Source organism: Bacillus sp. cl96 (genome assembly GCF_900100505.1).
Taxonomy (GTDB): Bacteria; Bacillota; Bacilli; order Bacillales; family Bacillaceae_G; genus Bacillus_A; species Bacillus_A cereus.
In genome coordinates, this window is record NZ_FNDM01000002.1 from 176,013 (window position 1) to 188,432 (window position 12,420).

Consider the following 12,420-nt stretch of genomic DNA (forward strand, 5'->3'; position numbering starts at 1 on the left):
AACTCTCGTCCCTTTTATAGGGACGGGAGTTTTTTATATTTAAGGAGGAAAATACAATGAAACAACTAACAGGCGCACAAATTCGTCAAATGTTTTTAGACTTTTTCCAAGAAAAAGGACATGCAGTAGAACCTAGTGCATCACTAGTTCCACATGAAGATCCATCTCTTCTATGGATTAATAGTGGTGTAGCTACATTAAAAAAATATTTTGATGGACGTGTAATCCCACAAAATCCACGTATTACAAATGCTCAAAAATCAATTCGTACAAACGATATTGAAAACGTAGGGAAAACAGCTCGTCACCATACATTCTTTGAAATGTTAGGAAACTTCTCAATTGGTGATTACTTCAAAGAAGAAGCAATTACATGGGCTTGGGAATTCTTAACGAGCGACAAATGGATCGGATTCGATAAAGAATTACTATCAGTTACAATCCATCCAGAAGATGAAGAAGCATTCACAATTTGGAATGAGAAAATGGGCGTTCCAAAAGAGCGTATTATCCGCTTAGAAGAAAACTTCTGGGATATCGGTGAAGGGCCAAGTGGACCGAATACAGAGATTTTCTATGACCGCGGAGAAGCTTACGGTAATGACTTTAGTGACCCAGAATTATATCCAGGCGGAGAAAACGAGCGTTACTTAGAAGTATGGAACCTTGTATTCTCTCAATTTAACCATAATCCAGACGGTTCATATACACCACTTCCTAAGAAAAACATTGATACAGGGATGGGTCTAGAGCGTATGACATCTATCGTTCAAGATGTACCTACGAACTTTGATACAGACCTATTCATGCCGATGATTGGTGCAACAGAAACAATTTCTGGTGAAAAATATCGTAATGGCGATTTAGAAAAAGATATGGCATTCAAAGTAATTGCTGACCATATCCGTACAGTAACATTCGCTGTTGGTGACGGTGCTCTTCCATCTAACGAAGGCCGTGGTTATGTATTACGTCGTTTATTACGCCGCGCTGTTCGTTATTCGAAGAAATTAAACATCAACCGTCCATTTATGTTTGAATTAGTACCGGTTGTTGGAGAAGTAATGAAAGACTTCTATCCAGAAGTACTTGAAAAGAAAGATTTCATTGCGAAAGTTGTGAAGAACGAAGAAGAGCGTTTCCATGAAACACTTCATGATGGTGAAGCGATTTTAGCTGAAGTAATTGCAAAAGCAAAAGAAGAAAAAACAACTGTTATTTCTGGAGTAGATGCGTTCCGTCTATATGACACATACGGTTTCCCAATTGAATTAACAGAAGAATATGCAGAAGAAGCTGGCATGACAGTTGATCATGAAGGTTTTGAAAATGAAATGGAAAAACAACGTGAGCGTGCACGTGCTGCTCGTCAAGACGTTGATTCTATGCAAGTTCAAGGTGGTGTCCTTGGAGAAATTAAAGTAGCGAGCGAATTCGTTGGTTACGGTACAGTTGCAACAGAAAGTAACGTTGTTGCACTTGTGAAAAACGGCGAATACACAGACAGCTTACAAGCTGGTGAAGAAGGACAGTTAATTCTTGATGTAACACCATTCTATGCTGAGAGTGGTGGACAAATTGCAGACCGTGGTTACCTTCTTGCAGATGGTGTGAAAGTTCTTGTAAAAGACGTACAAAAAGCACCAAACGGCCAAAATTTGCATAAAGTTGTTGTTGAAGAAGGTACATTAACGAAAGATGCGGCTGTAAAAGCTATTATCGATACGAAAAACCGTAGTAGCGTTGTAAAAAATCATACAGCAACTCACTTACTACACCAAGCATTAAAAGACGTACTTGGAACACACGTTAACCAAGCAGGTTCTCTTGTAACTTCTGAACGTCTACGTTTTGACTTCTCTCACTTCGGTCAAGTACAAGCTGACGAATTAGAAAAAATTGAGCGTATGGTAAACGAAAAAATTTGGGAAAGTATTGATGTTGAGATTTCTCAAAAAGCAATCGAAGAAGCGAAAGAAATGGGCGCAATGGCATTATTCGGTGAAAAATACGGAGATGTTGTACGCGTTGTACAAGTTGGCGATTACAGCTTAGAGCTTTGTGGTGGTTGTCACGTTGATAATACAGCTTCTATCGGTATTTTCAAAATCGTTGCTGAGTCTGGTATTGGTGCAGGAACTCGTCGTATTGAAGCAGTAACTGGTAAGTCTGCATACGAATTAATGAACGATCAAGTAGGTTTATTAAAAGAAGCAGCAGGAAAAATGAAAACAAATCCGAAAGATATTTTAACAAGAGTTGATGGTCTATTTGCTGAAGTGAAACAACTGCAAAAAGAAAATGAATCTCTTGCTGCGAAATTAAGCAATATCGAAGCTGGAAACTTAACTGATTCTGTAATGACAGTTGATGGTGTGAATGTATTGGCAGCGAAAGTAAATGTTGCAGATATGAACAACTTACGTACGATGATGGATGATCTGAAAAATAAATTAGAGTCAGCAGTTGTTGTATTAGCGTCTGTTAATGACGATAAAGTAAACATCCTAGCAGGTGTAACGAAAGACTTAATTACCCAAGGTTACCATGCTGGTAAACTTGTGAAAGAAGTAGCTTCTCGTTGCGGCGGTGGCGGTGGTGGCCGTCCTGATATGGCACAAGCAGGCGGTAAAAACCCAGCTCAAGTCGAAGAAGCTTTAGCATTTGTACAAGAGTACGTTAAATCTGTTTCAAAATAAAGAGATAGTAGTGTACAATGGTAGGGAGAGGAGAAGTTCTTCTCCCTATACTTACTATATAAGTGAGGTGCTTGAAATGGACGGTTTTGATAAAACAATGAAGTTTAGCATTCAAGATGAAAAACAGAGTGTCCATGTAAATGATGTACTTTTAACTGTGTATGATGCACTTCAAGAAAAAGGCTATAATCCGATTAACCAAATCGTCGGTTATTTATTAAGTGGAGACCCAGCATACATACCTCGCCATAAAGATGCACGTAGCATCATTCGCAAGCTTGAACGTGATGAGTTAATTGAAGAGCTTGTGAAGTCTTACTTGAAACATCATCGTGAGGAGTAGTTTATGCGGATATTAGGTTTAGATGTAGGTACAAAAACAGTCGGAGTTGCAATTAGCGACGAGATGGGCTGGACAGCACAAGGATTAGAAACAATTAAGATTAACGAAGAACGAGGTCACTTTGGTTTTGATCGTATTTCTGAGTTAGTAAAGCAGTACAATGTGGACAAAATAGTAGTAGGTTTACCTAAAAATATGAATGGTACAATTGGCCCACGTGGTGAAGCGTGCCAACAATTTGCAGAAAACCTACGAGAGCTGTTACAATTAGACGTTGTAATGTGGGACGAGCGTTTGTCAACAATGGCAGCGGAACGTCTACTCATTTCAGCTGATGTAAGTCGTAAGAAGCGAAAACAAGTAATCGATAAGATGGCTGCAGTCGTAATCTTACAAGGATTTTTAGATAGAAAATAAGAGGTGACCAAAATGGAAGAACGTCAAATTACAATTGTAGACGAAAAAGGTAACGAACATTTATGTGAAATTATTTTCACTTTTGATGCTGACAAATTTGGTAAAAAATCATACGTAATCTTCTCTCCAATCGGTGAAGTAGATGAAGATGGAGACCCAATTTATGATGCAATGGCTTATGAGCAAAATGAAGAAGAGGGCGGAGTTTTACTTCCAATCGAATCAGAAGAAGAGTGGGAAATGGTACAAGAAACGTTTAACACTATTGCTGATGAGCAAGAAGCTGAATAATAAGTACTGAAAAGATGGACGACATACAGTCCATCTTTTTTTGTATTTATATGTAAAATGAAAGATTTTTTGTCGAAACTGTGTAAGTCTTTGTAGTATAATGAGACGGATTGTAGAAAAATAAAGTATCAATTAAAAAAGATAAGTGAATTTGTTGCGTTTTTACATCGTGCTGTATAGAAAGGTGTACATACGGTCTACAATTAAGTAAGGAGGAAATGTTTTGATAGAGAATCAAGTGAAAAAGAAGCGTAGACGCATCTTTTTATTTTCGATTATTGCACTGCTTTTAGTTTGTGGTTCAGTCTATGCGTATATTTCATCCGCATTAGGACCAGTTGATAGCGGGAATAAAAAAGAGATTGAAGTAGAAATTCCGAAAGGATCATCTACAAGTAAAATTGGAGAAATTTTAGAAGAAAAAGGCGCTGTAAAAAACGGTACAGTTTTTAGTTTTTATACAAAGGCTAAATCGAAAAGTTTACAAGCAGGTACATATTTATTAAATCCTTCAATGAATGCTGAAGATGTGATCGAACAAATGTCATCTGGCAACGTGCATCGTCCAGCTCTTTATAAAGTGACGATTAAAGAAGGGGCGCAAGTAACTGAAATTGCAGAAACGATTGCGACAGAACTAAAGTGGAATAAAGATGATGTTACGCGTCAATTAAACGATAAAGCATTTATTCAAAAAATGCAGCAAAAGTATCCGAAGTTATTAACAGATAAAATCTTTGATAGTAATATTAAATACCCATTAGAAGGTTATTTATATCCTGCAACGTATTCGTTTTATAAGAAAGATACGACGTTAGAAGAAATTGTAATTCCAATGCTTGAGAAAACAAATGCAATCATTGTTCAAAATGAGGCGAAAATGAAAGCGAAGAATTGGGATGTTCATCAGCTTTTAACATTATCTTCACTTATTGAAGAAGAGGCAACTGGTTTTACAGATCGTCAAAAGATCTCTAGTGTCTTTTATAATCGTTTAACAAAAGGTATGCCACTTCAAACGGATCCAACGGTATTATATGCACTTGGAAAGCATAAACAACGTGTATTATACGAAGATTTAAAGGTCAACTCACCGTATAATACGTATGTTGTAAAAGGATTGCCGGTAGGGCCGATCGCAAACTCTGGTAAACATTCAGTGGAAGCTGCGTTAGAACCTGCGCAAACAGATTATTATTATTTCTTAGCTGCACCAAGTGGTGAAGTGTATTATGCGAAAACATTAGAAGAGCATAATGCATTAAAGCAAAAATACATTACGAAAAAACAGTGAAATGGGGAGGGATAGCGAAAAAAGTCGCACATCCCTCTTTTTTGTGGTAAAATATATCGGGTTAAAAACTGGCAGAAGAATCGTTTTTAATATCAAAACGGGACGTACAAGCTAAGGGTAAAGCTGGCTTGTATTTTTATTGCATTCTATGTGTGAAAAGACGTCATAGAGGCACTTCTCCATGTAAATAAGGAGGACCATTTATGGAGGATGCAGTTAACGAGTACCTATTATCATTTATTGATCCGAAAGATAAATTAATTCTTGAAATGGAAGAATATGCAACAGAAAATCATGTGCCGATTATGGATCGACTGGGAATGGAATTTATGCTGCAATTTTTACGTTTAATTGGACCGAAAAGCATTTTAGAACTTGGAACAGCAATCGGTTATTCTAGTATTCGTATGATGCAAGCTATTCCAAATTCACGTATTGTGACAGTTGAGCGCAATCGTGAGCGATATGAAAAAGCACTTGAATATATAGAACGTTCCCCAGTAACAGATCGTATTTCAGTTATTTACGGTGATGCGTTAGAGACAGGTGAACAAGTAAAAGAACACGGGACATTTGACGTTATTTTTATTGATGCAGCAAAAGGACAGTATCGTCGCTTTTTTGACTTATATGAACCGTTATTAAATCCTGGTGGAGTAATTATTTCAGATAATGTTATGTACCACGGTCTTGTAACGACAAAAGAGAAAATTGAAAACAGACGTACACGTGGTTTAATCCGTCGTATTAAGACGTACAATGAGTGGCTTATGAATCATGAAGGATATGATACAACGATTTTCCCAATTGGTGATGGAGTAGCTGTTAGTAAAAAGAGAGGGTGACCAAGGTATGAAGAAACCTGAATTGTTAGTAACGCCAAGAGCGGTGGCGGATATCGAACCTCTTGCGAAAGCAGGAGCAGATGCGGTAATGATCGGTGAGCAAAAGTTTGGTTTACGTTTAGCAGGGGAGTTTTCACGTGAAGATGTAAAACAAACTGTGAAGATTGCACATGAAAATGGTGTGAAAGTATACGTAGCCATGAACGCTATGTTCCACAACGATAAAGTAGAAGAATTAACAGATTACGTTTCATTTTTAAACGAAGTAAATGTAGATGCAATTGTTTTCGGAGATCCAGCGGTATTAATGGCTGTTCGCGAAGTAGCACCAAATATGCAGTTGCACTGGAATACAGAAACGACAGCAACAAACTGGTTCACTTGTAACTACTGGGGACAAAGAGGAGCGAAGCGCGCTGTATTAGCTCGTGAGCTGAGCTTAGATGAAATTGTTGATTTAAAAGAAAATGCTGAAGTGGAACTAGAAGTACAAATTCACGGTATGACTTGTATGTTCCAATCGAAGCGTTCATTAGTAGGAAACTACTTTGAGTATCAAGGACGTAATCTTGACATTGAAAAGAAAAAATATGAAGAGAATATGTTCTTATATGACCCAGAGCGTAACAATAAATATCCAATTTATGAAGATGAAAATGGTACTCACATTATGAGTCCGAACGATATTTGTTTCATCGATGAATTAGAGGAACTAATCGAAGCTGAAGTTGATAGCTTAAAAATCGACGGTGTACTAAAAAGCTCTGAATACATTATTGAAGTAACGAAGAAATATCGTCAAGGGATTGATTTATGCGTAGAAGATCGTGATGCATATTATGACGTGAAAGATGATCTATATAAAGAAATAGAAGAAATGCAACCAGTAAATCGTCCGTTAGATACAGGATTCTTCTTTAAAGAAACGGTTTATTAAACGAGGAGGGTGTAGGAAATGACTGTACAAGAAATTTCACGAGTGATCGATGGCAAACGTGTTATTGTGAAGAAACCTGAACTGTTAATCCCTGCGGGTAACTTAGAAAAATTAAAAGTAGCTATCCATTACGGGGCAGATGCTGTATATTTAGGTGGACAAGAATTTGGTCTTCGTTCGAATGCAGGTAACTTTACGCTAGAAGAAATGGCAGAAGGCGTTGAGTTTGCAAAGAAGTATGGAGCAAAAATATACGTAACAACAAATATCTTTGCACATAATGAAAATATGGACGGGCTAGAGGAATATTTAAAAGGGATTGAAAAAGCTGGCGTAACGGGAATTATCGTTGCTGATCCGCTTATCATTGAGACTTGTAAACGCGTAGCGCCTTCTGTTGAGGTGCATTTAAGCACACAGCAATCACTATCCAACTGGAAAGCAGCACAGTATTGGAAAGAAGAAGGTTTACATCGTCTTGTATTAGCTCGTGAAGCAAGCTATGAAGAAATGAAAGAAATTAAAGAAAAAGTGGATATTGAAATTGAAGCATTCGTACATGGTGCAATGTGTATCGCATATTCAGGAAGATGCACATTAAGTAACCATATGACAGCGCGTGATTCTAATCGTGGTGGTTGTTGCCAATCTTGCCGCTGGGATTATGATTTAGTTCAAACAGTATCACAACATAAAGATGCAAAAGAGCTTCCTCTATTCCAAGAAGGAGATGCTCACTTTGCGATGAGTCCAAAAGATTTAAATTTAATTTTATCAATTCCGAAAATGATTGAAATCGGAATCGATAGCTTAAAGGTAGAAGGACGTATGAAATCAATCCATTACGTAGCGACTGTAGCAACTGTATATCGTAAAGTAATTGATGCTTATTGTGCGGATCCAGATAACTTTGAGTTTAAACAAGAATGGTTAGATGAGCTTGATAAATGTGCAAATCGTGATACAGCTCCTGCATTCTTTGAAGGGGTTCCAGGACATCAAGAGCAAATGTTTGGAAATCATAGTAAGAAAACAACGTATGATTTTGCTGGTTTAGTGTTAGATTATAATGAAGAAACGGGCATCGTAACGATTGAGCAACGTAATCATTTCAAACCAGGACATGAAGTGGAGTTCTTTGGACCAGAAATAGAAAACTTTACGCAAACGGTGGAGAAAATTTGGGATGAGGATGGAAACGAATTAGATGCAGCGAGACATCCGTTGCAAATCGTGAAATTCAAAGTGGATCAACGAGTGTATGTGAATAATATGATGCGCAAAAGCATACTTCAATAAGAAAGAGTGATAGTCGAATGGGGACGAATAAGCCTGTTGTAATTGGAATTGCTGGTGGTTCGGGATCAGGTAAAACGAGTGTAACGAAAGCGATTTTTGACCATTTTAAAGGTCATTCTATTTTAATCTTAGAGCAAGATTATTATTACAAAGATCAAAGCCATTTACCAATGGAAGAGCGTTTAAAAACAAATTATGATCATCCGCTTGCGTTTGATAATGATCTGTTAATTGAACATTTGCAGCAGTTGCTTGCATATGAGCAAATTGATAAGCCTGTATATGACTATACATTGCATACGCGTTCAGAAGAAATTATTCCAGTTGAGCCGAAAGATGTAATTATTTTAGAAGGAATTCTTATTTTAGAAGACCCACGTCTTTGCGAGTTAATGGACATTAAATTATTCGTTGATACGGATGCTGACCTTCGTATTCTGCGTCGCATGCAGCGTGATATTAAAGAGCGCGGTCGTACGATGGATTCAGTTATTGATCAGTACGTAAATGTTGTACGTCCAATGCACAATCAATTTATTGAGCCTTCTAAGAAATTTGCGGATATTATTATCCCTGAAGGTGGACAAAACCACGTTGCAATTGATATTATGGTGACAAAAATTGCAACAATTCTTGAACAAAAAGTAAATTTGTAATAGCATAGTAAAAGATATACGGTAGGAAGGGATTTTTTCCCTTCCTATCGAATACAATGAAACATGCAACCTCATCTATATATAGGTGAGGGCATATTTATATCAACTTTCCATACATATCTTCTTTATATAAAGAAGAATTGGAAATACGGGGTTGTATGTGACAACTCCGCTAGTGCAAGGGTACTAGAAACCTCCGCTAACAATGGAAGCGGAGGAGTTTTCATATGGAACTCCTCTTTTTTTCGGGGGATTGGTATATAAAAGGAGTGGAAAATATGTCAACAGAAAAAACATACCCTATGACGCAAGAGGGTAAGCAAAAACTAGAGAACGAACTTGAGCAATTAAAAACAGTAAGACGTAAAGAAGTAGTAGAACGTATTAAAATCGCACGTAGCTTCGGGGACCTTTCTGAGAACTCTGAGTACGATGCAGCGAAAGATGAGCAAGCGTTCGTAGAAGGACGTATTACACAATTAGAAAATATGATTCGTAACGCAGTTATCATTAAAGATAATGGCGAAGTATCTACTGTTGTTACATTAGGTAAAACAGTAACATTTAAAGAATTACCAAACGGAGATGAAGAAGCGTATACAATCGTAGGTAGCGCGGAAGCTGATCCATTCGAAGGAAGAATTTCTAACGATTCTCCAATCGCAAAAAGCTTATTAGGTAAGCAAATTGGTGAGAAAGTAACAATCCAAACACCAGGCGGAGAAATGCAAGTAGAGATTGTCTCTGTAAAATAAAAAAAAAGATTCTCCTATCGGGAGAATCTTTTTTTTTATCCCGCTATTTGCCAGGCAGTAAGACCACTATCTCAAACTTCAGCGGAAGTAAAGAAGTTAGGTGGGCGTCGGACTGCTCGTAAACGCCCGCTTGGTGAGGGCTAATTAAAGTTTCACTTTATCTGTAGAATAGAAAAAATTGTGTAAACCTGGGAGTGATTCGACAAAAAATGTCAAAAAAACATTTTAAACTTTGATATCATAATTGGAGAATATAGGTTTCAAAAGGGAAAAGGGGCTAATTATGAAACATAAAATCTTTACAGGATTGGTTTGTAGTATCTCTATATTAGGACTTGCTGCCTGCGGAACGAAAGAGGAAACTACATCATCAAAGGGAGAAAAAGTGAAGCAAGAAGAAAAACAGGATATTAAAGCAACTGAGAGTTCAAAAGAAACTGAGAGTTCAAAAGCCTTAGCAAATCCACAAGATAAAAAGGAATTCAATGATTTTGATGTAGCGTATCAATTAGCTATTGTGATGAAAATATTTCAAGATGTAACGATTAAGTACGATTATGCGATTGGGAATCCAGATTATTTATTGCGAGATTCGATGGATCAAAAAACAATAGATGATATGAAGAATATGTTACAAGAACAGGCGAAAAATAATGATAAAATTTTAAAAGATGAAGTGAATCAAGCATATACATATTTAAAACAATCGAAAGTAAGTAATAAAGATGACGTTCAAAAAATAATAGATGCACAAAATAATTATTTACATATTGTAGATAAGATGATTACTTGTATTGATTCTGTAACAGTTGAGAATGCAAAAGAAAAAAGAAATGAAATGGATAATTTCAGTAAGGACTATTTAAAAGTAGCGGCTAATGTAACAACTACTGTAATTGAAGTTGCTAAAAACACTGGAGTGAATGAAACTGAATTTAAATCGCTTCTTACGAAATTTTTAGAGAAGCCAAAAAAACAATAATAGCTTTATATAATATCTATTTTTGTTTTGGAGCTTGTATAAATAAAATAGTACCTCGTCTAAACTACAATAGACGAGGTGTTTTTTATGAAAATAAAACGGAGAATTACAATTGTTTTAATTTGTTTTATGAGCGTTATGTTTTTATTGCTTTGTCGTTTAATCCAAATTCAAATTATAGATACAGAATCATTTACTGATCGCAAAATAAATTTAATTGAAAAAAGTGTTACGCAACGCACACAATCCATTACAGTAGACGATGGACGTGGGCAGTTTATAGATCGTAATGGTAAAGAAATAGGTGAGGAAAAATATCCTGTTTTAATTATTTTTCCATTTTTACAAATAAAAAATGACATGTTAGAGAAAATCGCGCATATCATTGGTGTGTCGAGACAAGAGATTAGAAGACAAATGAAAAATAACAAAAATGCATTTACCCTACAAGGAGAAACTGCTCCATTTCGAGTGACACGAGAACAGATGGAGAAGGTAAATGAATTACATGTATTAGGTATTGTAGCAGCTGAAGTGCGATTAAAACAAACTGGAGAGATAAGTCATTTAATTGGTGATGTAGGGGAGAACGAAAGAGAATTTCAAAAGCGATATGGAGAATTGAAAAAAATTTCAAAACAAACGCCGATAGGTATTTCAGGATTACAGCAATCATTTGATGAATTTCTATTGACTGATGGAGAGGCAAAAGTATTATATCAAGTAGATCGGCAAGGAGAACCAATTTTCGGAAAGCAAGCGAAATACACTTCACCAGGAAATCCATTTTATCCAGTTAGGATTCAAACTACTTTACATAAAGAGTTGCAGCAAAAAGCAGAAGAAGTGATTGAAGCAAACGAAATAAAGAAGGGGGGATTAGTATTACTTGATGTAAAGACAAATGAAATATTAGCGATGGTTAGTAAGCCGTCTTTACAAGTAAGGGATGAGAATTTATATAAAACTACACTTGAAAATCAAATGTTAACGCCACATTTTCCAGGCTCTGTTTTTAAAACAGTAGTTGCAGCTGCAGTCATTGATCAAAAAGTAAATTTGTTTAATCGGACATTTAACTGTAATAAAGATTTATATGGTGAAAACGACCCGCAAGTTAGGATGGGTACGCTTAACTTTAAAGAGAGCTTTGCTAGGAGCTGTAACAGGACATTTTCCGAGTTAGGTAACGAGCTATTACAAAAGGATAGGACGGTGTTAGAAACATACGTAGCAGCTCTAGGAGCAAATGAAAAGGTTGGATGGAAAGGTTCTGTATTTCATACACCTCATTTTGAGCAAATGCCAGAAGAGAAAGGCACTACTATTTGGGGGAATGAAGAAAATAAAAGTAATAAAAAAGCGGTAGAACAAACAGCGATTGGACAGAAAGATGTACGTATATCACCTCTAGCAATTGCAAATATGATGGCGACGATTGCGAGGAATGGAGAAAAGATGGAAGTGAAAGCTGTTGAAAAAATAGTATATAAAAATGGAGCGGATTTTTTTACATTTGAGAGCCATACGTTAAATGGAAAACAGCTTTCGTATGAAACAGTGAAAACATTACAAGAGTTATTAAGAGGCGTTGTAACAAGGGAGAAAGGAACAGGAACGGCATTCCGTTCGTTGCCACTAAGTGTCGCTGGAAAATCCGGGACAGCGCAAACGGGGAAAGGGACGAGGGTGAATCGCTGGTTTGCAGGTTATTTTCCGTATGAGAATCCAAGATATGCTTTAGTTGTTGTTGATCTAGAGACTGATAGCAAAGTGAATAAAGTTACACCTACTTTTAAAGATATGGTGGGAGCAATCTATCAATTAGAGAATGAAAAGTAATCTTGCAATTTATAGTGAAATGTCTTCATTTCATGAAAATATCATTGTAAATGTTCAACC

Annotated in this window: 12 protein-coding genes and 1 other annotated feature (1 of these 13 cut by a window edge); all 12 genes read left to right on the forward strand. The window is 36.6% G+C overall.

Annotation, left to right across the window (positions count from 1 at the left end):
* Positions 1-16, forward strand: a binding site (T-box leader) (it extends 204 nt beyond the left edge of the window).
* 40 nt (positions 17-56) lie between these two features.
* On the forward strand, positions 57-2,699 hold the full coding sequence (gene alaS, locus BLT20_RS05235) for an alanine--tRNA ligase (RefSeq protein WP_000811826.1): 2,643 nt from the start codon (positions 57-59) through the stop codon (positions 2,697-2,699).
* Between the two features lie 76 nt (positions 2,700-2,775).
* Positions 2,776-3,042, forward strand: coding sequence for an IreB family regulatory phosphoprotein (locus tag BLT20_RS05240; protein ID WP_000348590.1), 267 nt, complete (start codon positions 2,776-2,778; stop codon positions 3,040-3,042).
* Between the two features lie 3 nt (positions 3,043-3,045).
* Positions 3,046-3,459, forward strand: a complete 414-nt coding sequence (gene ruvX / locus BLT20_RS05245) for a Holliday junction resolvase RuvX (protein WP_001221192.1) — start codon at positions 3,046-3,048, stop codon at positions 3,457-3,459.
* Between the two features lie 12 nt (positions 3,460-3,471).
* Positions 3,472-3,750, forward strand: coding sequence for a DUF1292 domain-containing protein (locus tag BLT20_RS05250; RefSeq protein WP_000392730.1), 279 nt, complete (start codon positions 3,472-3,474; stop codon positions 3,748-3,750).
* Positions 3,751-3,973: 223 nt separating this feature from the next.
* Positions 3,974-5,044 carry an endolytic transglycosylase MltG gene (mltG, locus tag BLT20_RS05255; protein ID WP_000572139.1) on the forward strand — a complete coding sequence of 357 codons (1,071 nt, stop codon included), beginning with the start codon at positions 3,974-3,976 and terminating at the stop codon, positions 5,042-5,044.
* Positions 5,045-5,247: 203 nt separating this feature from the next.
* Complete coding sequence (locus BLT20_RS05260; protein ID WP_000389102.1) at positions 5,248-5,889, forward strand: O-methyltransferase; 642 nt, start codon at positions 5,248-5,250, stop codon at positions 5,887-5,889.
* Positions 5,890-5,896: 7 nt separating this feature from the next.
* Positions 5,897-6,826, forward strand: a complete 930-nt coding sequence (locus BLT20_RS05265) for a peptidase U32 family protein (RefSeq protein ID WP_000742802.1) — start codon at positions 5,897-5,899, stop codon at positions 6,824-6,826.
* A gap of 18 nt (positions 6,827-6,844) precedes the next feature.
* Positions 6,845-8,125 (forward strand): peptidase U32 family protein, encoded by a 1,281-nt coding sequence (locus tag BLT20_RS05270; protein WP_000217974.1) that lies wholly within the window; start codon positions 6,845-6,847, stop codon positions 8,123-8,125.
* A 17-nt stretch (positions 8,126-8,142) separates the two neighbouring features.
* Complete coding sequence (gene udk / locus BLT20_RS05275) at positions 8,143-8,781, forward strand: uridine kinase (RefSeq protein ID WP_000537078.1); 639 nt, start codon at positions 8,143-8,145, stop codon at positions 8,779-8,781.
* 278 nt (positions 8,782-9,059) lie between these two features.
* Complete coding sequence (gene greA / locus BLT20_RS05280) at positions 9,060-9,536, forward strand: transcription elongation factor GreA (RefSeq protein WP_014894880.1); 477 nt, start codon at positions 9,060-9,062, stop codon at positions 9,534-9,536.
* A gap of 283 nt (positions 9,537-9,819) precedes the next feature.
* Positions 9,820-10,518, forward strand: a complete 699-nt coding sequence (locus tag BLT20_RS05285; protein WP_000680873.1) for a hypothetical protein — start codon at positions 9,820-9,822, stop codon at positions 10,516-10,518.
* 87 nt (positions 10,519-10,605) lie between these two features.
* A complete protein-coding gene (locus BLT20_RS05290; RefSeq protein WP_000695148.1) occupies positions 10,606-12,360 on the forward strand; it encodes a peptidoglycan D,D-transpeptidase FtsI family protein in 1,755 nt (584 codons plus the stop codon).
* Positions 12,361-12,420 lie beyond the last annotated feature (60 nt).